The sequence below is a fragment of the Enterobacter sp. CPE_E890 genome (assembly GCF_046521475.1).
Lineage (GTDB): Bacteria > Pseudomonadota > Gammaproteobacteria > Enterobacterales > Enterobacteriaceae > Enterobacter > Enterobacter adelaidei.
On the sequence record NZ_JBKFZW010000001.1, the window covers coordinates 2,761,364 to 2,785,096 of the forward strand.

Annotated in this window: 23 protein-coding genes and 2 pseudogenes; 7 read left to right on the top strand and 18 right to left on the bottom strand. The window is 52.9% G+C overall.

Translation table 11 applies throughout. The features are described from left to right. Window positions 1-154: 154 nt before the first annotated feature. Window positions 155-385: a putative cation transport regulator ChaB gene (gene chaB / locus ACLHV9_RS13575; protein ID WP_028018751.1), complete on the bottom strand. Its 231-nt coding sequence runs from the start codon at window positions 383-385 to the stop codon at window positions 155-157. Between the two features lie 270 nt (window positions 386-655). Between chaB and chaA the strand changes: the two genes are divergently transcribed. Beyond that, the gene (gene chaA, locus ACLHV9_RS13580) at window positions 656-1,756 is read left to right on the top strand and encodes a sodium-potassium/proton antiporter ChaA (RefSeq protein WP_024907071.1); all 1,101 of its coding nucleotides are present in this window, start codon (window positions 656-658) and stop codon (window positions 1,754-1,756) included. Window positions 1,757-1,829: 73 nt separating this feature from the next. Here chaA and kdsA read toward each other — a convergent pair whose 3' ends face one another. Genes kdsA through hemA form a run of 6 tightly spaced genes read right to left on the bottom strand, consistent with a single transcriptional unit; the run spans window position 1,830 to window position 7,133 of the window. Then, window positions 1,830-2,684, bottom strand: a complete 855-nt coding sequence (kdsA, locus tag ACLHV9_RS13585) for a 3-deoxy-8-phosphooctulonate synthase (RefSeq protein ID WP_407220650.1) — start codon at window positions 2,682-2,684, stop codon at window positions 1,830-1,832. Between the two features lie 36 nt (window positions 2,685-2,720). Further along, on the bottom strand, window positions 2,721-3,530 hold the full coding sequence (sirB1, locus tag ACLHV9_RS13590; protein ID WP_028018749.1) for an invasion regulator SirB1: 810 nt from the start codon (window positions 3,528-3,530) through the stop codon (window positions 2,721-2,723). 3 nt (window positions 3,531-3,533) lie between these two features. Continuing rightward, window positions 3,534-3,926, bottom strand: coding sequence for an invasion regulator SirB2 (gene sirB2, locus ACLHV9_RS13595; RefSeq protein ID WP_049005089.1), 393 nt, complete (start codon window positions 3,924-3,926; stop codon window positions 3,534-3,536). Beyond that, complete coding sequence (prmC, locus tag ACLHV9_RS13600; protein WP_407220653.1) at window positions 3,923-4,753, bottom strand: peptide chain release factor N(5)-glutamine methyltransferase; 831 nt, start codon at window positions 4,751-4,753, stop codon at window positions 3,923-3,925. Before prmC ends, sirB2 begins: the two co-directional genes overlap by 4 nt. Continuing rightward, complete coding sequence (gene prfA / locus ACLHV9_RS13605; protein WP_407220654.1) at window positions 4,753-5,835, bottom strand: peptide chain release factor 1; 1,083 nt, start codon at window positions 5,833-5,835, stop codon at window positions 4,753-4,755. Before prfA ends, prmC begins: the two co-directional genes overlap by 1 nt. 41 nt (window positions 5,836-5,876) lie before the next feature. Further along, window positions 5,877-7,133 carry a glutamyl-tRNA reductase gene (hemA, locus tag ACLHV9_RS13610; RefSeq protein WP_128347571.1) on the bottom strand — a complete coding sequence of 419 codons (1,257 nt, stop codon included), beginning with the start codon at window positions 7,131-7,133 and terminating at the stop codon, window positions 5,877-5,879. A 201-nt stretch (window positions 7,134-7,334) separates the two neighbouring features. Between hemA and lolB the strand changes: the two genes are divergently transcribed. The 4 genes from lolB (at window position 7,335) to dauA (ending at window position 11,689) form a co-directional block, all read left to right on the top strand. Continuing rightward, a complete protein-coding gene (lolB, locus tag ACLHV9_RS13615; protein WP_407220655.1) occupies window positions 7,335-7,946 on the top strand; it encodes a lipoprotein insertase outer membrane protein LolB in 612 nt (203 codons plus the stop codon). Beyond that, the gene (ispE, locus tag ACLHV9_RS13620; RefSeq protein WP_407220656.1) at window positions 7,943-8,812 is read left to right on the top strand and encodes a 4-(cytidine 5'-diphospho)-2-C-methyl-D-erythritol kinase; all 870 of its coding nucleotides are present in this window, start codon (window positions 7,943-7,945) and stop codon (window positions 8,810-8,812) included. Before lolB ends, ispE begins: the two co-directional genes overlap by 4 nt. A 125-nt stretch (window positions 8,813-8,937) precedes the next feature. Continuing rightward, complete coding sequence (gene prs / locus ACLHV9_RS13625; RefSeq protein WP_003856663.1) at window positions 8,938-9,885, top strand: ribose-phosphate diphosphokinase; 948 nt, start codon at window positions 8,938-8,940, stop codon at window positions 9,883-9,885. 124 nt (window positions 9,886-10,009) lie between these two features. Then, on the top strand, window positions 10,010-11,689 hold the full coding sequence (dauA, locus tag ACLHV9_RS13630) for a C4-dicarboxylic acid transporter DauA (RefSeq protein WP_407220657.1): 1,680 nt from the start codon (window positions 10,010-10,012) through the stop codon (window positions 11,687-11,689). Here the strand turns inward: dauA and ACLHV9_RS13635 are convergent. Both ACLHV9_RS13635 and ychH read right to left on the bottom strand, forming a co-directional pair. Then, a pseudogene (locus tag ACLHV9_RS13635) lies at window positions 11,675-11,815 on the bottom strand (MerR family transcriptional regulator); the annotation flags it as partial. The gene dauA and the pseudogene ACLHV9_RS13635 sit on opposite strands and share 15 nt — an antisense overlap. A gap of 45 nt (window positions 11,816-11,860) precedes the next feature. Then, on the bottom strand, window positions 11,861-12,136 hold the full coding sequence (gene ychH / locus ACLHV9_RS13640; protein WP_028018741.1) for a stress-induced protein YchH: 276 nt from the start codon (window positions 12,134-12,136) through the stop codon (window positions 11,861-11,863). Window positions 12,137-12,410: 274 nt separating this feature from the next. On the opposite strand from ychH, the gene pth reads away from it, so the two are divergent. After that, the gene (gene pth / locus ACLHV9_RS13645) at window positions 12,411-12,995 is read left to right on the top strand and encodes an aminoacyl-tRNA hydrolase (RefSeq protein ID WP_023336005.1); all 585 of its coding nucleotides are present in this window, start codon (window positions 12,411-12,413) and stop codon (window positions 12,993-12,995) included. Between the two features lie 126 nt (window positions 12,996-13,121). Further along, window positions 13,122-14,216: a redox-regulated ATPase YchF gene (gene ychF, locus ACLHV9_RS13650; protein WP_010432886.1), complete on the top strand. Its 1,095-nt coding sequence runs from the start codon at window positions 13,122-13,124 to the stop codon at window positions 14,214-14,216. Between the two features lie 54 nt (window positions 14,217-14,270). Here ychF and ACLHV9_RS13655 read toward each other — a convergent pair whose 3' ends face one another. The 9 genes and pseudogenes from ACLHV9_RS13655 to ACLHV9_RS13695 form a co-directional block, all read right to left on the bottom strand. Next, a complete protein-coding gene (locus ACLHV9_RS13655; RefSeq protein WP_028018740.1) occupies window positions 14,271-14,564 on the bottom strand; it encodes a YciI family protein in 294 nt (97 codons plus the stop codon). Window positions 14,565-14,663: 99 nt separating this feature from the next. Then, window positions 14,664-15,029, bottom strand: a complete 366-nt coding sequence (locus ACLHV9_RS13660; RefSeq protein ID WP_028018739.1) for a hypothetical protein — start codon at window positions 15,027-15,029, stop codon at window positions 14,664-14,666. 211 nt (window positions 15,030-15,240) lie between these two features. Continuing rightward, complete coding sequence (locus ACLHV9_RS13665; protein WP_407220660.1) at window positions 15,241-15,459, bottom strand: hypothetical protein; 219 nt, start codon at window positions 15,457-15,459, stop codon at window positions 15,241-15,243. A gap of 381 nt (window positions 15,460-15,840) precedes the next feature. Beyond that, window positions 15,841-16,095, bottom strand: a complete 255-nt coding sequence (locus tag ACLHV9_RS13670) for a hypothetical protein (protein WP_407220661.1) — start codon at window positions 16,093-16,095, stop codon at window positions 15,841-15,843. A gap of 243 nt (window positions 16,096-16,338) precedes the next feature. Beyond that, the gene (locus tag ACLHV9_RS13675; protein WP_407220662.1) at window positions 16,339-16,788 is read right to left on the bottom strand and encodes a hypothetical protein; all 450 of its coding nucleotides are present in this window, start codon (window positions 16,786-16,788) and stop codon (window positions 16,339-16,341) included. 2 nt (window positions 16,789-16,790) lie between these two features. Further along, window positions 16,791-18,290 (bottom strand): annotated as a pseudogene (locus ACLHV9_RS13680) (RHS repeat domain-containing protein); the annotation flags it as partial. A gap of 127 nt (window positions 18,291-18,417) precedes the next feature. Then, window positions 18,418-18,861, bottom strand: a complete 444-nt coding sequence (locus ACLHV9_RS13685) for a DUF6386 family protein (RefSeq protein ID WP_108089615.1) — start codon at window positions 18,859-18,861, stop codon at window positions 18,418-18,420. Between the two features lie 42 nt (window positions 18,862-18,903). Beyond that, entirely contained in the window at window positions 18,904-19,374 is a 471-nt protein-coding gene (locus tag ACLHV9_RS13690) for an Imm26 family immunity protein (protein WP_028018735.1), read from the bottom strand. After that, window positions 19,353-23,732: an RHS repeat-associated core domain-containing protein gene (locus ACLHV9_RS13695; RefSeq protein WP_407220663.1), complete on the bottom strand. Its 4,380-nt coding sequence runs from the start codon at window positions 23,730-23,732 to the stop codon at window positions 19,353-19,355. Before ACLHV9_RS13695 ends, ACLHV9_RS13690 begins: the two co-directional genes overlap by 22 nt. Between the last annotated feature and the right edge of the window lies 1 nt (window position 23,733).

Consider the following 23,733-nt stretch of genomic DNA (forward strand, 5'->3'; position numbering starts at 1 on the left):
TTCCTTGCGACATCTGTAATTCGCCTTCCCGGCATTATGTGCTGGTCATTTTGCCAGCAGTCAAATAACGATAAGCAATTAGCGGACCAGTTGCAATACAACGGAAGTTCAACCGCCTGAAAAGTCAAAATGAAGGCAGCGAATAATTTCACGGCTATTTCTTTTTATGCCATTTATCGTCGCCTCCTTTCTCATATTCATGTTTTACTGCGGCCCAGGCGACTTTGTGCGCCGTCTCTTCACGGCTCGCATCATCCCGGCGATCTTCTTTATCTTTGTATTGTTCCCAGGCGCTATTAAACGCTTCTTTGTAGATATCCTGTGCATGCGCGGGCAGCACGTTTTGCACGTTATCAGGTAATTCGCGTTTCGTTTTATAGGGCATCACTGACCTCTCTTTTGGCTAAAGAGATAAGTGTGGACGACGATATGGCATGGTGCCACCCGGCAATAATTTATGAGGACATTATATTTTTAATACATTGTTATTTAATGACTAATAAACAAAGACTCTGCATTTTAGCCATCAAGAAACAAAATTATGACAAAGGGTAAAATTAAGTAAAAAATAAAGGGTATTTAACAGAGATCTGTTAGTTTAATGACCTCAAAAATCTATCTATAATTACAAGCACCTGCATTGATGGAGAAGCACATGACAGCAACACACGAGGCGGTAAAGACCCGCCACAAGGAGACGTCACTCATTTTCCCGGTTCTGGCACTGGCTGTGCTGCTCTTCTGGGGAAGCAGTCAGTCACTGCCAGTGGTGGTTGGTATCAATATTCTTGCTCTGGTTGGTATTTTAACCAGCGCCTTTAGCGTCGTTCGCCATGCCGACGTATTAGCCCACCGTCTGGGCGAGCCGTACGGTTCGTTAATTCTTAGTCTTTCCGTTGTTATCCTCGAAGTTAGCCTGATCTCTGCGCTGATGGCGACCGGTGATGCCGCACCGACGCTGATGCGCGATACGCTCTACTCAATCATTATGATTGTGACAGGCGGTCTGGTGGGCTTCTCGCTGTTATTGGGTGGTCGTAAATTCGCGACCCAGTATATGAACCTGTTCGGCATTAAACAGTATCTGATTGCCCTCTTCCCGCTGGCGATTATCGTGCTGGTGTTCCCGATGGCGCTGCCGGGCGCGAACTTCTCCACCGGTCAGGCATTGCTGGTTGCGCTGATTTCTGCGGCCATGTACGGCGTATTCCTGCTGATTCAGACCAAAACGCACCAGAGTCTGTTTGTGTATGAGCATGAAGACGACAGCGACGATGACGACCCGCATCACGGTAAACCGTCGGCCCACAGCAGCGCGTGGCACACGGTTTGGCTGATCGTGCATCTGATTGCGGTTATCGCGGTCACCAAGATGAACGCCAATCCGCTGGAGACGCTGTTAACCGAGTTGAACGCGCCGGTGGCCTTTACCGGCTTCCTGGTAGCGCTGTTGATTCTGTCCCCTGAAGGACTGGGCGCGCTGAAAGCGGTACTGAATAATCAGGTGCAACGCGCAATGAACCTGTTCTTCGGCTCCGTGCTGGCGACGATTTCGCTTACCGTACCAGTGGTGACGCTGATTGCCTTTATGACCGGTAATGAGCTGCAGTTTGCGCTGGGTGCGCCAGAGATGATCGTGATGGTGGCATCACTGTTGTTGTGTCAGATTTCGTTCTCGACGGGACGCACCAACGTGCTGAACGGTGCGGCGCATATGGCCTTGTTTATTGCGTATCTGATGACGATATTTGCGTAGTCTTTTTGCCCTGCAAGCGAAGCGCCACCCGGCAATATGCCCCATAAAAAAACCCGCCGAAGCGGGTTTTTTATTAGTTGCTGGTATCCAGCTCTTCGAAGCTCTTCACCAGATCGTCAATCGCTTTGATCTGTTTCAGGAACGGCTCCAGTTTATCCAGCGGCAGCGCGGATGGACCATCGCATTTCGCGTTAGCCGGATCCGGGTGCGCTTCGATAAACAGACCCGCCAGGCCGGTTGCCATACCGGCACGCGCCAGCTCGGTAACCTGGGCACGGCGTCCGCCGGAGGCAGCACCAAACGGATCGCGGCACTGCAGTGCGTGCGTCACGTCGAAGATCACCGGAGACTGATTAGAGACGTTCTTCATCACGCTGAAGCCCAGCATATCCACAACCAGGTTGTCGTAACCGAAGTTTGAACCACGATCGCACAGAATAACTTTGTCGTTGCCACCTTCGATAAACTTATCGACGATGTTGCCCATCTGACCCGGGCTCACGAATTGTGGTTTCTTCACGTTGATCACCGCACCGGTTTTCGCCATCGCGGCAACCAGGTCAGTCTGGCGAGCCAGGAACGCCGGCAGTTGGATAACATCTACCACATCGGCCACAGGCTGCGCCTGAGCGGCTTCATGCACGTCGGTGATCACTTTCACGCCAAAGGTCTGTTTCAGCTCCTGGAAAATTTTCATTCCCTCTTCCAGGCCCGGGCCACGGTAAGAGTTGATGGAGGAGCGGTTGGCTTTGTCAAAAGAGGCTTTAAACACGTACGGGATACCCAGTTTCTGGGTCACAGTCACGTAGTGTTCGCAGATACGCATAGCGAGATCGCGGGATTCCAGCACGTTCATACCGCCAAACAGCACGAACGGCAGGTCGTTTGCCACGTTGATATCACCAATGCTAACCACTTTTTGTTTCATAGGATCGCCTTATTCAGGTGTGAATCGGAATTAAGATTAATGCAGTGTAATTTGTTTGTGCGAGATCGCGTTGATCTGCGCGCGAATCATTTCGCTAATCGGATCTTCCGGACATTGTTCCACGAAATAACTCAAATCATTCAGCGCGACGTGTTCACAATCGAGCTGAGCATAAATAAGCCCACGGTCGCGAATTTCATACGGATCTTCCGGATTAAACTGCAGCAGCACTTCACTGGCACGCAAAGCCAGTTCCATCTGACGCTCTTCCATCAGCGCTGATTTCAGTGTATCCAGCAGCTTGCGGATCACTTCTGAGTTATCCGCCTCGTCGAGATCTTCGTTAAAAAGCTCGGCCACCGGGCTGATATTGCCTTTCAGCCAGACGTCCAGCGTATGCTCATCCAGCGTGTCGCCGTTAAACGGATTAATGAGCCACATCTCACCATCCAGCCACTCGGCACGCAGGATCATCTGCGTCGGGAAAATGACCGGCACCAGTGGAATATCCAGACGGTGTGCGACCCACAGCAAAATAGAGCCCAGCGCAACGGCGCTGCCCTGACGATTTTTTAAGACCTGATCCAGCCATAATGCGTCAGACAGGCGATACACGCCACGCGTGTCGCAGAAACCCCATTCGCCGTAGAAAAGTTCCAGAAGCTTCTCTAATTGCCAGTCCTGCGGACGCGCCTGATTAATCTCTTCACGCGCCAGGCTGACCAGATTTTCCAGCTCATCGTAGACATACTGCGACGTAAAATCGTCACGGATCATCTCCGAAATCAGGATCATGCCATCGCAAAGCGGCACTTTATTAAATTCGAAATCGGCTAAGGACTTCATGACTTACCCCAGTAACGGTATTCTTGTGGTGGCGAGTTTAATGATGATGTACAGCACCACCAGACCCAGCAGAAAGGCAATAAATCCCGCCTGCTGGCTGCGCGGACGACGACGCCCAAGCGCGATAAAACCCAAAACGATATAGATGATAACGCCAAACAGCTTTTCAGTCAGCCATGCGCCTTTATCAGTAAATGGCAGATAGCCGGTCTTCCACATGAGTCCGGCGCCAGTCAGGAACAGAACCGTATCGATACAGTGCGGTGCGACACGCACCCAGCGGGCATCCATCAGCGGATTGTTGCTGTAACGCCACCAGTAGCGCACGATGAAAAAACCGATGGTCAGCGCAACGGAAATCAGGTGAGCGGAAATAAGCACAGTAAACAGGCTCATCGCCACTGCCCCAGCGTCAGACGTTCGTTGCCGCCGTAGTCGCGGCAGGTTTCCACTGCGGTGTAGCCTGCTTGCGTAAACAGCGCCCGCACGGCTTCTCCCTGCGTCCAGCCGTGCTCCACCAGCAGCCAGCCGCCGCGAACTAAATGCTTCCGTGACGTTGTCACAATGTGATCAAGATCGGCCAGTCCCTCGTTAGCGGCGACCAGGGCCGTCAGCGGTTCGAAACGGACATCTCCCTGCGCAAGATGCGGATCATGTTCGTCGATGTAAGGAGGGTTGCTGACAATCATCCCGAACGTGTAATTTTCCAGCGCGCTAAACCAGCTGCTGTGCAGTACGGTGACATTAGTCAGGCCGAGCCTGTCCACGTTACGCTTTGCCAGCGCTACCGCGTCTGGCATCACATCCACTGCCGTCACATCACAGTCCGGGCGTTCACTGGCGAGCGCCAGCGCAATGGCGCCCGTCCCAGTGCCTAGATCGAGGATTCGACTGGCGCTAGCCGGTAAACGCGCCAGCGCCTGCTCGACCAGACACTCGGTGTCCGGACGTGGGATCAGGGTCGCTGCCGAAACGTACAAAGGTAACGACCAGAATTCCCGCTCTCCAACCAGATGCGCCACCGGCTCACCAGCCTTACGACGGGCAAGCAGTATGGCGAGTTGCACCTCCTGCTCAGAAGCCAGCTGTGTTTCCCCGAAAGCCAGCAGATATGTGCGCGGCTTCCCCGTCACATGCTCAAGCAAGATTTCGGCGTCGCGTTTTGGACTCTCACTTTCTGAAAGCTCACCGACGGCCTGGCGTAACCAGCGCTGGAAATCCATTATTCCTGCTCGGACAGCGCCGCCAGCTGATCGGCCTGGTATTCCTGCACAATAGGCTCAATCAGCATATCCAGCTTGCCTTCCATCACTTCGTCCAGACGGTAAAGCGTCAGGTTGATGCGGTGGTCGGTCACGCGCCCCTGCGGGAAGTTGTAGGTACGGTTACGGTCGCTGCGGTCGCCGCTGCCCAGCAGGTTACGGCGGGTAGACGCTTCTGCCTGCTGGCGTTTTGCCATTTCTGCCGCGTGGATACGCGCACCGAGCACGGAAAGCGCTTTGGCTTTGTTTTTATGCTGCGAACGTTCGTCCTGACATTCAACGACAATACCGGTCGGCAGGTGGGTAATACGGATGGCGGAGTCGGTGGTGTTAACGTGCTGACCACCCGCACCGGAGGAACGGAAGGTATCAATACGCAGGTCCGCCGGGTTGATGTCCGGCAGTTCCGCTCCCGGCAGCTCCGGCATGACCGCAACGGTACAGGCTGACGTATGAATACGCCCCTGCGATTCGGTGGCAGGTACGCGCTGTACACGATGACCGCCAGATTCAAACTTGAGACGACCGTATACGCCGTCGCCGCTGATCTTCGCGATCACTTCTTTAAAACCACCATGCTCGCCTTCGTTGGCGCTCATGATCTCCACACGCCAGCGGCGCGATTCAGCGTAGCGGCTGTACATGCGGAACAGATCCCCGGCAAACAGGGCCGCTTCATCACCGCCAGTACCGGCGCGGACTTCCACAAACGCGTTACGTTCATCGTCCGGATCTTTCGGTAGCAGCAGCACCTGAAGCTGCTGTTCCATCTCTTCTGAACGCGCTTTCGCATCCTGCAACTCTTCCTGCGCCATTTCACGCATTTCAGGGTCATCAAGCATCATCTGCGCAGTTTCGATATCTTCCTGAACCTGTCGCCAGTCAGTAAAGCATTTAGAAACATCACTTAACTGCGCGTATTCACGGGAGAGCGCGCGAAAACGTTCCTGGTCCGCAATGGTCCCGGCATCACCGAGCAGCGCCTGTACTTCCTCATGGCGCTCGTGCAGAGCTTCCAGTTTAGCGACGATAGAAGGCTTCATAGGCGTAAGTGCACCTTGTCTTAGAAAATGGGTATAGGGCGCTATTCCAGCCCGAGGCTGTTGCGCAGAATAGTCAGGCGTTCATCATCCCCGTCACGGGCAGCCTGCTGAAGAGATTTGGTTGGGGCATGGATCAGGCGGTTGGTCAGTTTCCACGCCAGATCTTGCATAATCGCATTTGCATCGCCACCCTGTTCCAGGGCCGCTAACGCTTTGGCAGTCAGGTCATCACGCACCTGCTCCGCCTGCCCGCGGTACTCGCGGATGGTCTCGCTGACGCTTTGCGCGCGCAGCCAGGCCATAAACTCACTGGTTTCCTGCTCAACAATGGTTTCCGCCTGCACTGCCGCCGCTTTACGCTGGGCAAGGTTGTGCGAAATGATACTTTGCAGGTCATCCACGCTGTAAAGATAGGCGTTAGCCAGTTTACCGACTTCTGGCTCAACATCGCGCGGGACGGCGATATCCACCAGCAGCATCGGCTGATTACGACGGGATTTCAGCGCACGCTCCACCATCCCTTTACCGATGATCGGCAGTGGGCTGGCGGTAGAGCTGATAATAATGTCCGCCTCTTTCAGGCGTTCATCAATGTCGCTTAACGCCACCACCTCTGCGCCCACTTCGTCCGCCAGCACCTGAGCACGTTCGCGGGTACGGTTGGCGATAATCATCTTTTTCACTTTATGTTCGCGCAGATGGCGCGCGACAAGTTCGATGGTTTCGCCCGCACCCACCAGCATCACGGTAACGGTCGACAGGGATTCAAAGATTTGGCGTGCAAGGGTGCAGGCCGCGAAAGCAACAGAAACCGCACTGGCACCAATGTCGGTTTCGGTTCGCACACGCTTAGCTACGGAGAATGACTTCTGGAACATACGTTCCAGCTCACTGGCCTTCAGATGCCCTTTTTGCGAATCCGCAAACGCTTTTTTCACCTGCCCCAGAATTTGCGGTTCGCCGAGAACCAGCGAATCCAGCCCGCTGGCCACGCGCATCAGATGGCTGACGGCATCATTGTCCTGATGCCAGTACAGGCTATTGCGCAGTTCGTCTTCGTTGAGATTGTGGTAGTCGCATAGCCAGCGGATCAGCGCCTCGTGCAGGTTATCCTGCTCTTCCACACTCAAATAAAGCTCGGTACGGTTGCACGTCGAGAGCACCACGCCACCCTGCACCATAGGTTGTGCAAGCAAGCTGTCCAGCGCCAGGTCAAGCGTGTCTGGCGAAAACGTTACGCGTTCTCGCAGCGAAACCGGGGCTGTTTTGTGGTTAATGCCGAGTGCTAATAAGGTCATGTTGAGCGGGAGTAGTACCAGCGTTAATAAGGTTAGCAGAACGCATCATACAGGATGCGCGAGATCAATAAAAGAGACTGCACCCTTTCGGAGTAATAGGTTACATCGCGCTTTGAGATAATTTGAACGTAGACGGTGGGGCCCTTCAACGCTAGCATTAACAGTTATAACTGCAACGTATCTCAAGGATTTGTCCTCATTATGACCCGACTGATTCGCCTGCTGCCGCTGGCCGCACTGGTTCTGACCGCCTGTACTGTCACCCAACCAAAAGGCCCAGGCAAAAGCCCTGATTCTCCGCAGTGGCGTCAACACCAGCAGGACGTCCGTAATTTGAGCCAGTATCAGACTCGCGGCGCTTTCGCGTATCTCTCTGACGAACAAAAGGTTTATGCGCGTTTCTTCTGGCAGCAAACAGGCCAGGACAACTACCGTCTGCTGCTGCTGAACCCGCTGGGCAGCACCGAACTGGAGCTTATCGCGAAAACGGGCGAAGCGCAGATCACCGATAACAAAGGCCAGCATTACACCGCGACAGATGCCGAAGAGATGATTGGTAAGCTGACGGGAATGCCTATTCCGCTCAACAGCCTGCGCCAGTGGATCCTTGGCCTGCCGGGGGATGCCACCGACTACCAGCTTGACGATCAGTACCGTCTAAGCCAGGTGAATTACGCGCAGAATGGCAAAACCTGGAAAGTGGTGTACAGCGCCTATGACAGCAACAGTAAACCTTCTCTGCCATCGAATATGGAACTGACCCAGGGCAGCCAGCGTATCAAGCTGAAAATGGACAACTGGATCGTTAAATGATGACCCACTGGCCCTCTCCGGCAAAACTAAACCTGTTTTTATACATCACCGGCCAGCGTGCTGATGGCTATCACACCCTGCAGACGCTGTTTCAGTTTATTGACTATGGTGACACGATCTCGATTGAGCTGCGTCAGGACGGGCAGGTTTGCCTGCTGACGCCTGTCGAAGGTGTTGCGCATGAGGATAACCTGATTGTCCGCGCGGCGCGCCTGCTGATGAAAGCGGCAACTGACTCCGGACGACTACCGACAGGAAGCGGCGCAAATATCCGCATTGAGAAACGTCTGCCAATGGGTGGCGGTCTCGGTGGGGGCTCATCCAATGCCGCAACCGTGCTGGTTGCTCTGAACCATCTCTGGGGTTGTGGGCTGTCGACGGACGAACTGGCAGCCTTAGGATTGACGCTGGGCGCGGATGTACCGGTATTTATTCGTGGTCATGCGGCATTTGCCGAAGGTGTAGGTGAGATCCTCTCTCCGGTCGAGCCGCCGGAAAAATGGTATCTCGTTGCCCATCCCGGCGTGAGCATTCCGACCCCGGTCATCTTTAAAGATCCTGACCTGAAAAGAGATACTCCGGTTCGGTCAATAGAAACGTTATTAAATTGTGAATTCAGCAACGATTGCGAGGATATCGCAAGAAAACGTTTTCGCGAGGTTGATGCGGTGCTTTCCTGGCTGTTAGAATACGCGCCGTCGCGCCTGACTGGTACAGGGGCCTGTGTCTTTGCTGAATTTGACACCGAATCCGCCGCTCGTCAGGTGCTTGAGCAAGCGCCGGTTTGGCTGCATGGTTTTGTAGCGCGTGGGATGAACACCTCTCCCCTACAGCAGGCCATTCTGGCGCAGACTGAGTTTCGGTGACAACGTCACCCTGTTCCAGACGTTGCATCGCGCTCTTTAATACACCGCCTGGGTAGTATTCGCCTGGCCCGCACAGTTTGCGGCGAACGCTATCCACCACTGGACGCATGCCTGAGGTTCTTCTCGTGCCTGATATGAAGCTTTTTGCTGGTAACGCCACCCCGGAACTAGCACAACGTATTGCCAACCGCCTGTACACTTCCCTCGGCGACGCCGCCGTAGGTCGCTTTAGCGACGGCGAAGTCAGCGTACAAATTAACGAAAATGTACGCGGTGGTGATATTTTCATCATCCAGTCCACCTGTGCTCCAACAAATGACAACCTGATGGAACTGGTTGTTATGGTCGACGCGCTGCGTCGCGCTTCAGCAGGCCGTATCACTGCTGTAATCCCTTACTTCGGCTATGCCCGTCAGGACCGTCGTGTTCGTTCTGCACGTGTACCTATCACCGCCAAAGTTGTTGCTGACTTCCTGTCCAGCGTCGGCGTTGACCGCGTACTGACCGTTGACCTGCACGCAGAGCAGATCCAGGGCTTCTTCGACGTCCCGGTAGATAACGTATTCGGCAGCCCAATTCTGCTGGAAGACATGCTGCAACTGAACCTGGACAACCCAATTGTGGTTTCTCCGGACATCGGTGGCGTGGTACGTGCTCGTGCTATCGCGAAGCTGTTGAACGATACCGATATGGCGATCATCGACAAACGTCGTCCGCGCGCTAACGTTTCTCAGGTGATGCATATCATCGGTGACGTAGCTGGCCGTGACTGCGTGTTGGTTGACGACATGATCGATACCGGCGGTACGCTGTGTAAAGCTGCAGAAGCACTGAAAGAACGTGGTGCCAAGCGCGTATTCGCTTACGCAACTCACCCGATCTTCTCCGGTAACGCGGTAAACAACCTCCGTAACTCCGTCATTGACGAAGTTGTGGTGTGCGATACCATCCCACTGAGTGACGAAATCAAAGCGCTGCCAAACGTGCGTACTTTGACCCTGTCCGGGATGCTGGCCGAAGCGATTCGTCGTATCAGCAACGAAGAATCCATCTCAGCTATGTTCGAACACTAATCGAGCACGGCCAAAAAACCCGCTGCGGCGGGTTTTTTTGTCTTTAATATTTATTTGTATGATCAATGCCTCCTTCACCTGCCATTCACATGACAGATGATGCGCATCTGGAAGATAGATAATTGTGAAAAACGTAACCTCCTCACATGTTCTGCCCTTTCGCGCCCTCATCGACGCTTGCTGGAAAGAGAAATACACCTCGTCACGATTTATACGTGACCTGATAGCCGGGATCACCGTCGGCATTATCGCCATTCCGCTGGCAATGGCGCTGGCGATTGGCAGCGGCGTTGCACCGCAGTATGGCCTTTATACTTCGGCCGTTGCCGGGATCGTTATTGCCCTGACCGGTGGTTCACGCTTTAGCGTCTCTGGACCGACCGCTGCCTTTGTGGTGATCCTCTACCCGGTTTCCCAGCAGTTTGGCCTGGCAGGCCTGCTGGTTGCCACCCTGATGTCCGGCGTCTTTTTGATTTTGTTTGGTCTGGCTCGTTTTGGCAGGTTGATTGAATACATCCCTCTTTCCGTGACGCTGGGGTTCACCTCCGGGATTGGTATCACCATCGGAACCATGCAGATCAAGGACTTCCTGGGTCTGCAGATGGCTCACGTACCTGAACACTATCTGCAAAAAGTCGGTGCGCTATTTATGGCGCTGCCGACCGCCAACCTGGGCGACGCCGCCATCGGGATTGTGACGCTGGGTACGCTGATTGTGTGGCCTCGTCTGGGCATTCGTCTCCCTGGCCATCTGCCCGCACTGCTGCTGGGCTGCGCGGTAATGGCCATCGTCAATATGTTCGGTGGCCATGTCGCTACTATCGGCTCGCAGTTCCACTATGTTCTGGCGGACGGTTCACAGGGAAGCGGTATTCCGCAGCTGTTACCGCAGCTGGTGTTGCCGTGGGATATGCCCGGTTCCAGCTTCACGCTAAGCTGGGATTCCCTGCGCGCCCTCCTTCCCGCGGCCTTCTCAATGGCAATGCTGGGGGCCATTGAATCTCTGCTCTGTGCGGTGGTACTGGACGGCATGACGGGAACGAAGCATAAAGCCAACAGCGAGCTGGTTGGTCAGGGTCTGGGTAACCTTATCGCACCGTTCTTTGGCGGCATTACTGCAACGGCAGCCATCGCACGCTCCGCGGCAAACGTGCGTGCCGGGGCAACATCCCCCATTTCGGCAGTGATCCACTCCGTGCTGGTGATCCTCGCCCTGCTTATCCTTGCTCCGTTGCTCTCCTGGCTACCGCTTTCAGCCATGGCAGCTCTGCTGCTGATGGTAGCCTGGAACATGAGTGAGGCGCATAAGGTGGTGAACCTGCTCCGCCGTGCCCCGAAAGACGACATTATCGTGATGCTGCTTTGTATGTCGCTGACCGTGCTGTTTGATATGGTCATTGCCATCAGCGTCGGGATTGTGCTGGCGTCCCTGCTGTTTATGCGTCGTATTGCGCAGATGACGCGTCTTTCCCCGGTGAACGTCGAAGTGCCTGACGATGTGCTGGTTCTGCGCGTGATTGGCCCGCTGTTCTTTGCCGCCGCGGAGGGGCTGTTCAGCGATCTCGAATCCCGCATCGCGGGGAAACGGATTGTGGTGCTGAAATGGGATGCCGTTCCAGTGCTGGATGCCGGTGGCCTGGATGCCTTCCAGCGCTTTGTGAAACGTCTGCCGGAAGGCTGTGAGCTGCGCGTGAGTAACCTGGAATTCCAGCCTCTACGCACCATGGCGCGCGCGGGCGTGCAGCCAATCCCTGGCCGACTCTCCTTCTACCCTAACCGTGAAGCCGCATTAGCGGATCTGTGAGTGGCCTGATGCAGAATAACGTCTCTGCATCATCACCCGGGTGGCCTGCTGGAGCGATGCAAGCACGGCAGGCACCATCCATATTCCCTTCATCATATGCGGTTCCTGCTTCTTGGCCGTGCAAAAAAAACGACTCCCTCGGGAGCCGTTTCGGTGTTCTTTATCGTCGCACTAACTGTGCTTGTGCTGGTCGCGACGACAGCGCTTGTCGTAGTGGCGCACCCACCAGTATTTGTCACACACTTCCTCACGACCGCTCATGCGAGCCCCTGCCAGCCACAATACCGCACCAATGAAGATGCTCAATATAGCGCCATGCGCGAAGTATTGCGGGAGATCAAGCTGCGGCAGTTGGTTTAAAATTGAATAACCCACGCCGGCTACCATCACGAACAGTCCCAACCCCATCAGCACGTTACCGAATAACGAAGCGTTTTTGCGTTTCATGTGTCACCTCCGGAACTTTGGGTTGTCAGGGGAAAAGCCCCTAATCCTTGTGTGTAAAGTATAGACAACGCCCCTTTTATGAGTTGCGTGAATGATCACAATTACCGATAACGTCCAAACAAAAGTTTACAAATAAGACGTTGAACAGCTTGAAATTCTAATTGTTCAAATAAGAAATTATTCGTATTCCGCTGTGAAGATCGCAGAATTTTGTCAAGCGGCTCGTCAGACAGTAAACTACGCGCCAGATCTGGAACCCATTAGGAATTGAATCGTGACGATTAAACTGATTGTCGGCCTCGCCAACCCAGGCGCAGAGTATGCGGCAACACGCCATAATGCCGGGGCATGGTACGTCGATCTCCTGGCCGAGCGGTTACGTGCTCCTCTGCGTGAAGAACCTAAATTCTTTGGCTATACCTCACGTATCAACCTTGCTGGCGCTGATGTTCGTCTGCTGGTGCCAACCACCTTTATGAACCTGAGCGGTAAAGCCGTGGCGGCGATGGCAACGTTTTATCGTATCAACCCGGATGAAATTCTGGTGGCGCACGATGAGCTGGATCTCCCGCCTGGTGTGGCAAAATTCAAACTGGGCGGCGGGCATGGCGGCCACAACGGTCTAAAAGATATTATCAGCAAGCTGGGCAATAACCCTAATTTCCACCGTTTGCGCGTGGGAATCGGTCATCCGGGCGATAAAAACAAAGTTGTTGGTTTCGTACTCGGTAAACCCCCGGTTTCTGAGCAGAAACTGATTGACGAGGCGGTAGACGAAGCGGCTCGCTGCACTGAAATCTGGCTGAAAGATGGGTTAACCAAAGCGACAAACCGCTTACACGCTTTCAAAGCGCAATAATCCGCCCGATCCGGCTTTTTTACCGCGCGTCATGCGGGTTACGTGTATAATAGGCGTAGTTATTTACTTTTCATCAATCGGTTATCGTTAACGGATTGATTATCAAGATATTAAGGTGATTTAGAAATGGGATTCAAATGCGGTATCGTCGGTCTGCCAAACGTGGGCAAATCCACCCTGTTTAACGCGCTTACCAAAGCGGGTATCGAAGCGGCGAACTTCCCGTTCTGTACCATCGAACCTAACACCGGTGTTGTACCAATGCCGGACCCGCGTCTGGACCAGCTCGCGGAAATCGTGAAGCCGCAGCGCATTCTGCCAACCACCATGGAATTCGTGGATATCGCGGGTCTGGTAAAAGGCGCATCCAAAGGTGAAGGTCTGGGTAACCAGTTCCTGACCAATATTCGTGAAACCGAAGCGATCGGTCACGTTGTGCGCTGCTTCGAGAACGACAACATTATCCACGTAAACAACAAAGTAGATCCGGCTGACGACATCGACGTTATCAACACCGAGCTGGCGCTCTCTGATCTCGACACCTGCGAACGCGCAATTCACCGCGTGCAGAAGAAAGCCAAAGGCGGCGACAAGGACGCGAAAGCGGAACTGGCTGCGCTGGAAAAATGTCTGCCACAGCTGGAAAACGCGGGCATGCTGCGCGCGCTGAAAAACCTGACTGAAGAAGACAAAGCGGCAATCAAATACCTGAGCTTCCTGACCCTGAAGCCAACCATGTATATCGCCAACGTTAACGAAGACGGTTTCGAGAACAACCCGTACCTCGACAAAGTGCGTGAAATCGCAGCGGCTGAAGGTTCTGTGGTTGTGGCGGTGTGCGCTGCCGTTGAATCCGACATCGCCGAGCTGGACGACGCCGACCGTGAAGAGTTCATGGCCGAGCTGGGTCTCGAAGAGCCGGGCCTGAACCGCGTGATCCGCGCAGGCTATGAGCTGCTGAACCTGCAGACCTACTTCACCGCTGGCGTGAAAGAAGTGCGAGCGTGGACGATCCCTGTGGGTGCGACTGCGCCTCAAGCGGCCGGTAAGATCCACACCGACTTTGAGAAAGGCTTTATTCGTGCGCAGACAATCGCGTTTGAAGACTTCATCACCTACAAGGGTGAGCAAGGCGCGAAAGAAGCGGGCAAGATGCGTGCGGAAGGGAAAGATTATATCGTTAAAGATGGCGATGTGATGAACTTCCTGTTTAACGTCTGATTTGCTTTGAATGAAAAAAATCCACGCTTTGGCGTGGATTTTTTTATTGCGGGGTCAAAACACACTGTCTAAGAGTTCTGTTTTCATGCTGGGTTCAAAAGGAATGATTTCAGCAGTCGCAAGCTTTAAGACCTGAAAAGGATCCTCACGTAAGCGCTCCTCAAGAGAGGCAAAACTCTCACATTTCGCGAGAATGACCCCACCGTTTCTTGGGATCCGTCTACCCGATGCCAGAAATATCCCCTCAGAATACCCCTTTTTTAGCCACTCAACATGAGCAGGTATCGCTGCGTCAATCTCTTCCAGTGGTTTGATATAGGTTAAAATGACAATGTAAACCGTGCTCATCCTTTGCCTCTCAGCTCTGTTTTAAACCGCTTGTTGAAACTGCTTATGCAGCCCTCTTTTGCCACCGGTTATTGTTATCATTTTTTGGCGCTTTTGATGTTAATACGCGGGGCCCAATAGAGACAACGCGTTACGCTTCATATCCCAGGAATAAAACCAATCATGCCAGCCATTTTGCTTTTCCGCATAGCTGCAGACCACAACCACTTCCTTTGACAGGTTGAAAGTTAAGTAATAGAAAGCTGCGCCTTCAGGAGGCGCAGACCAAAATAGTTTTTCACCCTGCGCATTGAAGATGGTCAAAACGGTTGGTAGTGGCTTTGACTCGCTTAACGCAAAGACTAACTGGCGTGTCGAGTCGACCATTGCATAGTCTAAAAATGGCATACTAACCAGTATGTTACTTTCACCACATGCCCATTGAAGCAGGTCATTTTCTTTAATACAAATGAGATTTTCAATCATAGTCAAACCTCAAATTACTTGATAACTATAAACCTGCGGGTTAACATTGAGTGTTACAAAGAAATTAACTCTATAACAATAGTTACCGCACTAAATAAAACGATAACTTTTTTCAAATATTAAAATCTAGAAAAGTTTCAAGTTTAAATGAAAGAGCATTATTTAATATTAAATTAATTAACTTCCCACGCACTATAATAATATATTATTCTTATGAAAAGAAAGGCTTGTTTTTTCCTTCTCTAGTCTGAGTGGCTATAATAACCTCATAAGCATCATTTTCACTTTTCTGTGCTTTCAATGCCTCTTCCGGAGTAATTTTTGACTCCTTTTCAATCATAGCAATAGTTCCGGTATCATATCGGACAAAATATTCACCATCTCTTTTGATTATGTCATCACCAAAACCTGTAAAAATAACTTCATTCATTTTTCATAGTTCTATTTATAATTGGTGTAATCAAAGCATCACCGACAGGTGTTTGATCTATTACGGTATCAGGGATACTTCCCGACGTCTTACCACCAGGAAACCAAAAATCTTTGCCGATTGTTGATTTAATATTTTATTGCCATACATTGAACAACTGCTTCCATACCTCCAGTTCCTCAATAGTAGGGACTCTATAATCCTGAGTCTTTCGTCTATATTCCATAAAACATGAGTCTATAGCTCGCATAGCCACCATTTTTTCTTTTCGACAACCATCTAAAATAGATTGCATATCCTGTAGACAATTAGAATCAAGAATATATTTTTGAAAAAACAGATCCAGGAAATCTAATACTTCATTATAAGATTGTAAATTTATCATGGTTCTTCGGGTAGAAGATCAATCTTGTCGAAATTAATAACTCTATTTTCAGCATGAAACTGTTGAACATTACTTGGGCCATATTCAGGGTATGCCTTAGTAAACGGTTCAAGTGGCGCTCCTGGTCTATCGCCGAACATTCTCGGAGTACGCACTTGCTGAACACCATTTTCATATAATTGAAGCGTATCAAACTCAGCCCTAAGACGCCCATCACTCCATGATTTATCAAAAGGATCATGTGGATTCAATTTATCTGCTCCTTTGATTTAGAATGCCTCCCTGACTGCGCGTCCGGAGTCTAATTTATCAAAGCCCAAATAAGTGACTGGTGCGGATTTGGATTCAATTGTTTTTGGCACCCATTCGTTAATCGAACCGTCATCTTCGAGAAACCTCATTTAGAATGGCAACTGTTTAATTTATATTGAAATGCTATGACATAACCATATAAGCGACTTCAATTGAATCATATGATTTTACCAGTTCTCCACTTACAACTCATGATGGTCTAAGCAATAGTGACAGACAATTGTTCCAGTTAGGTTGTGAGGGTCATAAGCAGCATCAACATGTCCCCACTCCCTTGATACAGGAAGAACAATAGCCGATTTAGCTTTGAACCATTCCCTTAAACATCGGGTGACTTTCCCTTCGGGTTTATTCTGTTTTCCCATCAATAATTTTTCTGGGGCGAAGCGCCAACTGCGAATTAATGAATTTGGGTCATTAGTAACCAAGAAATCAATTATGAGATATATATCTCCGAACTCATGGTCGCCTTTAAGGATAGTTCTGTATGAGACTGTTTTATTGTCTTTTTTTTCAGGCCACCCCTCCCACCCTACATTTGTATTATAAAACAACTCTGCCTTAGTAACTCTTGGTCCTAATAGCACCCTTTTATTAAATTGAAGAACACCAGTTACTGCATCAAAATTCATTTTCATATCCCAATATCAAATGGAAGACCAATAGGTTCCAGAACTTTTTTGTAATTCGAAAGGAAGAATTGGGTACCGCCACCGCTTCCAAACATTCCAGTATCTTGTGACAAAGCTTGTCCCGTACCTGCAATAGCATCTCGTTTGACTCTATACATCTGAATCTTACTTCTAAACCCAAATTTTTCATGAGGTAGGACTTGTAAGCTTTCCCATAATTTTTGTCGACTACCATTAGCAGCATCTAGAGTGGCTTTGTCGAAATAAAATCCTGACTGCCCAGGCGCTCCACCATAAACAATATCGCCTTCTTTAAGCATTGTGTTTGACCAGGAATCACGGCCTTTATAAATTCCTCTTCCTTGCCACTGCCTACCAAATGCCGCCTGGTTATGGTCGTTTGCTCGAGTCGGTGCACACTTCGCTTTCAATCCTAATGGATCAACCCAATTCAGCGGATTAATGGCGTAAACGTAAGTATTTATACCGCCACTTAAACCTATCGGGTCCTGCTGCGTAAACCTTCCGCAGTCCGGGTCGTAATACCGGAACAGATTGTAGTGCAGCCCTGTCTCACGGTCCAGGTATTGCCCCTGCATCCGCAGGTTCTGAGAATATCCTGATCGCTGCGTCTCGCTTTCCCGCAGCAGCTTGCCCCAGGCGCTGTTCACCCCTTCCCAGCGCACCTGCCCCTCGATATCCGTCATCCGCTCCGGCGTACCGTTGGGCTGGCAGTGGAACCAGAAAATCTCCGGCGCATCCACGCCGTCAATACGTGCCAGCGGGTCGTAGCTGTCCTGGTCGCTGTAGACGTAGGTCAGCGGCACATCCCCGTGCACTTCCTGCAGCAGGCGGAACCCTTCCCAGACAAACCGGGTGGTGACCGGCTTGCCGACTGGCTGTCCGCCCAGCATCTGGCGGCGCGTTTTGCTGTTGCGGCGTCCGAGCGGGTCGTAGCGGAAGCTCACCTGCGTCTGCGGTTTATTGCGGTCCCGCGGCTGGCTGATAACCTCCGTCAGGCGATGTTCACCGTCGTAGCGATAGTGCCAGCGGGTCTGGCCGTTATCCTTCTCCACGGTGCGGCCGTGAATGTCATAGCGCCAGCGAATGCCGTTCAGCTGCGTCAGGCGGTTGTGCGTGACCTTCTCAGCAGAGCCTTCGAGCGGGTTACCGGCAGCATCCCAGCGCCACTGCTCCTGTCCGGGCAGCGTACCGTCCTGAACGAGCAGACGTCCGGCGCTGTCGTACTGCCAGCGGTACCAGCTGAACGGGTTATCGTCCCGCTCTTCCCGCACCAGGTTATTGCGGTAGTCGTAATCCCAGCGGCGGGACCAGCGACGCGGCGACGGGCGCTGAGCGTTGCCGGTGAAGACGTCCCGGCGATGCAGGCGGCCGAGGCGGTCGTACTCGCTGCGGGTGGTCAGCAACCCCTGGGTGCGGCTGGTCTCCCGGTGAAGTTCGTCGCGGGTAAAGTCGGAGACCGACAGCTTATCGAGAGCAAGGCGCGAAAAAAGCAAGCAAGATGCGTGCAGAAGGAAAAAAGAATAATGTTAAAAATGGCTACGTGGTGAACTAATTATTTAACATTTTTTTGGATGAAAAAATCCACGCCAGGGCGTGGATTTTCATTCAGAGATAAACTCCCTCTTCTAATGAGTTTTCAGTACACGTTGCTTTTGCAAAGGAAATTAGAACGTCTGAACCATGCTTTTTATATTTAACATTGTAACTATCAGGTTTTAAAGTAATAAACTCACCTGATATAACATCTGAGTCATCAGGCTCAAGATCTCCGCCCGTGACATCTTCTCCCGCCCCAATGAAAACCTTTCCAGAAGGTACGTTTAAAAATAGTGACCCGGTATATTTATCAACATCATTTTTAATATGAACTTTATAGACACCATCATCTCCAAGATTTAGAAATAATACATTCCCTTTATTTATTTCTTCAACTTCATCTTCTGGAAGACTCCACCAATCTGCATCATCATTAATTCTATGCTTTAATGACATCAAATCATAAATAACTAATGTGGCAGTATCTGTTTGTATGCTTATGATTTTTATCATGGCGTAAGCAAAAGACCGGAAATATCTCCCCGGCCTAGTCTATTAGTTAATAAAGCTTTCTATAGATTTTATAACGCTTTTATAGAATTGAATCGACTCTTCACCGATTGGTATATTCTCAGTCGGTGAGTCAATTGCCACTCCATGCTGATCATATATTTTATTTCTGACAGGATTTTTAAAATAATGTTGTGGTAAGATATCCACTTCGCTCGTTTCGATAGTTTTAAATGTTACGAAGCAACCGTTTTTCCAGCATGAATTATCAGTAATAATTGGCGGCAATAGCAAATTATCTCTTGCCAATACAGCATCTTCTTGAAGCGAAGATGTAAAATAGTTATATATATATATAACTATAGCATTTTTGAATGGGCCGACATCTATTTTACCCAAGGAGACCATACCATAGCCTAATCGGCCATCATTTAACTGAAAGTAAAAAACATCGCCTTCTTTAGGCCACTTTTTTTGCTTTTCATTTCCTGACACTACTGTAAGTTTGTCGGCCATTTTACATTAATCCCATTCTTTTTAAGCCAATTTTCACCCCACGAAACAGCATCCGAGTATAACTTTCTTGTCGGACTTATGCTATTGATAGAATTCTCAAAATGGGGATTATTATGAATAACTGCTTGTTCTATGCTCCGTGCATGACCGCGATTTAACGGTTCTTCAGTGATTCTAACTAATTTGTCGAATCTTTCACCATGCTGTACAGCACGAATATCTACATCCTTACTGATACCTACATAGACAGGTTTACCATCTCTATATCCTAAATACACATGGGTATTATTCCCACCTTTTGCCTTTCTTTTAATCCAGTCAGCAAAAGACATGTTTCTCACTGACCGTTTAGGGCTCCCATTTTTGCAAGCGGTTAAACCTATAGGATCCACCCACCCCAGCGCATTCGGCGCATACTGGTAAAGGTTTATCCCCCCCGCCAGCCCTATCGGGTCCTGCTGCGTAAACCTTCCGCAGTCCGGGTCGTAATACCGGAACAGATTGTAGTGCAGCCCTGTCTCACGGTCCAGGTATTGCCCCTGCATCCGCAGGTTCTGAGAATATCCTGATCGCTGCGTCTCGCTTTCCCGCAGCAACTTGCCCCAGGCGCTGTTCACCCCTTCCCAGCGCACCTGCCCCTCGATATCCGTCATCCGCTCCGGCGTACCGTTGGGCTGGCAGTGGAACCAGAAAATCTCCGGCGCATCCACGCCGTCAATACGTGCCAGCGGGTCGTAGCTGTCCTGGTCGCTGTAGACGTAGGTCAGCGGCACATCCCCGTGCACTTCCTGCAGCAGGCGGAACCCTTCCCAGACAAACCGGGTTGTGACCGGCTTGCCGGTTGGCTGACCGCCCAGCATCTGGCGTCGCGTTTTGCTGATGCGGCGTCCGAGCGGGTCGTAGCGGAAGCTCACCTGCGTCTGCGGTTTATTGCGGTCCCGCGGCTGGCTGATAACCTCCGTCAGGCGATGTTCACCGTCGTAGCGGTAGTGCCAGCGGGTCTGGCCGTTATCCTTCTCCACGGTGCGGCCGTGAATGTCATACCGCCAGCGAATGCCGTTCAGCTGCGTCAGGCGGTTGTGCGTGACCTTCTCAGCAGATCCTTCGAGCGGGTTACCGGCAGCGTCCCAGCGCCACTGCTCCTGTCCGGGCAGCGTACCGTCCTGAACGAGCAGACGTCCGGCGCTGTCGTACTGCCAGCGGTACCAGCTGAACGGGTTATCGTCCCGCTCTTCCCGCACCAGGTTATTGCGGTAGTCATAATCCCAGCGGCGGGACCAGCGACGCGGCGACGGGCGCTGAGCGTTGCCGGTAAAGACATCCCGGCGATGCAGTCGGCCAAGACGATCGTATTCGCTGCGGGTGGTCAGCAGCCCCTGTGTGCGGCTGGTCTCCCGGTGAAGTTCGTCGCGGGTAAAGTCGGAGACCGACAGTTTATCGAGGGCAATGCTGAGCAGATGCCCGCTGCCGTAGTAGAACTGCTTCAGCTCGCGGCCATCCGGCAGCGTGATGGACGTGCGGTTGCCCAGCGCGTCGTACTCCCACGCCAGCTCGCCGTGCTCGCCCGCCTCGCGCGTGACGCGACCGAGCGCGTCATATTCAAAGGCAAGCTCCTGCTCTGCCTCGGTGGTCCAGGCATCCGCTGAAAGCGCAGGGTGCAGGCCAATCCGGCTTAACAGCCCGGACGGGGTGTAATGGTAGCGGGTCTGCCCTTCCGGCGTGGTGCGGGCGACCAACTGGCCGCTCGCGCTCCAGGCAAAGGCGTGAGTAATGGCTTCGGGATGACCGGCGGCAAAGGTACGCGCTATCGTGCGCCCGCAGGCGTCGTAGCGATACTGCGAGGCCACCCCATCGAGCCCCACCTCTTCCAGCAGCAGCGAGTCTGCGCCCCAGCGGAACTGATACGCTTCGCCGTTTTCGTTTTCCAGAGCAATCAGACGCCCGCGGCTGTCCCAGCGGCGGCGAACCTCTTCGCCCCGGGTATTGCGGGTGGCGGTTAAGCGCCCTGCCTCATCGTATCTGAACTCACTTTCTTTCCCGTCTGCGCCAGCATGCTTCACAGGCAGGCCACGTTCGTTCCATTTGAGCGACTCTGTCCAGCCCTCAGGGCGATCAAGCTGCACCGGACGCCCTGCCGCGTCGTAGCGGTAATGGGTCTCTTCACCGTCAGCGCTTATCTCAGCCGTCAGCCAGCCCAGCGGATGATAACGATAGCGGGTCGTGCGGCCAGAGCAATCCGTCGCACGCACGACTTGTCCAGCCTCGTTGTACTCCTGGTAGCGGCTGTTCCCGGCGGCGTCCACCTCTTCAACCACCTGACCGAACTCATCCCGTCGCAGCTGCGTGGTCTGCCCCATCGGGTCCACCACGCGTTTCAGGCCGTGGTGTTCGTCGTACCAGAACCGGGTGGCACTGCCGTCTGCTTCGATAATCGCCGCGGGAAGCGCACGGTGCTCCAGCCAGGTCGTGGTACGGGCATTGCCGTCGGCGTCGATCTCCTGCACCCGATTGCCCATGTCGTCGTAGACGAAGGTGACGACGTTCCCGAGCGGATCGATGCGTTGCGTGAGGAGCTCATTGTCATCCCACGCGTAGCGCCAGTTCTCGCCGCGCTCGTCAACGTAGCGGACGATCAGATTTTGCGCGTTCCAGTAGTGCTGACGTTTTTGACCATCGTAGTGTTCAACGCTGGTCAGCCCGGCGTCCAGATCGTAGGTGAAGCGGCAGCCATCCCCGGTGCTGGTGCGGTTTTCCACTACGCGCCAGTGGTCAAATTTTTTCCAGCGGTATTCACTTTCCAGACCGCCCGGCAGGCGATGCCAGACCATCAGGCCGTGGTCGTTATAGCGGTATTCACGCGTCACCACGCCGGAAGCATCCGTCGCGCTCGCCAGCTGTCCGCGCGCATCGTAGCGCCACTGCATCAGCGGCCATGTCTGGTTACCGTCAAAATGGCTGGCAGCGGTAACTCGCTGCGGGAAACGTTCATCTTCATAGCGCAGGGTGACATCTATCGCCCGCAACTCATCGTGCAGACCGACCAGCCTGCCGTGCTCATCCCACTCCGTCAGCAGCGCGTTGCCGTATTCGTCGCTGAGAGAGGCCAGACGCAGGATAGATGGCTCCGCCCGGGTTGGTTTATACAGACGCCACACCGCGCCATCATCGTCGGCAATCGCCACGTCGCCGCTCTCATTACGGCGGATAATGATGCCTTCGCTGATGCTGTAAAACGCGCGGTCAACCGACGGCAGCTCAAAAGTCAGCTCTCGTCCGGTTTCATCGAACCAGGTGGCGTTGTTCTCTTCCAGCGTCAGATAACTGTCAAAGGTAGTTGCCCAGCCCAGACCGAACAGCCCTTCGCGGGTGGTCAGGCTGTTATAGCTGCGCTGCCAGCGAAGCGGGAAACGCCCCGGCAGCGAGAAGTCGAGCTCGTCGTCGTCATTCAACACCTTCACGCCGGTGGCGGCGTGAACCGGATGCGAGGAGCCAAACACGGCATTGACGGCCATATCGGCCAGCATCCCGCCTCCGGCTGCCGCCAGCGCACAGGGCATGTTTTTCAGGATCTTGCCCGGACGCCCGCGCAGCAAGGATAGTGCAATCATCCCCAGCGCCAGCCCAGGCGTTTTGCCGCTTTTGATATCGCGGACCGTCAGCGTTTCGCCGCCGATGATCACGTTCGGGGAGACATCGTCGGAAACGGTGCCTTCGCAGGTGGTGCGATCTTTCGCACGCACAGCGGGTTGTCCGTTGATGAAGACGCTTTTGGAGCCTTCTGCCAGATACTGCGGCCCGGAGTGTTTTTCGCACGCCACCTTGTCTTCTTCCAGCGGCGAAGTCCCCGCAGCAGCAGATGCCACACTCGGCTGCCACATTTCACTGCCGAACTGTCCGGCGGCGGAAAGCAGCATACCCGCGTAATCGGCAAAGCTTCCCGGAGACTGTGGTTCGGGTGAAGGGGTATCCGCGGGCGTCAGCGTGCCCGCCGCGCGTGCAGCAGGGATCGCATTCGTCAGAACATTATTCGAGCCAGTGGTGATTTTACCCGCAGGCGACGGCGGGAAAAGTGCATTACCCAATCCCTCCGCAGCGTTGCTGATATCGTCGGTGATGCCCGCCACGTTTGCCAGCACACCGCCAATGATGCCGCTCAGCAAGCAGCTGGAACCAATCGCCGCCACGCCTGCGGCAGCAGCCCCCGCCCCCAGCAATGGTGCAGCCACGGTGGCTGCCGCGCCCACCGCCGCACCGATCACCGCATAGGCGGCACCTTCCGCCACAATGCTGGTGATGTCAGCAAAAATGCTGGAGTGAATAATCTCGTCGCCCTTACGGGCCGCGTTGTTATCGCTCATG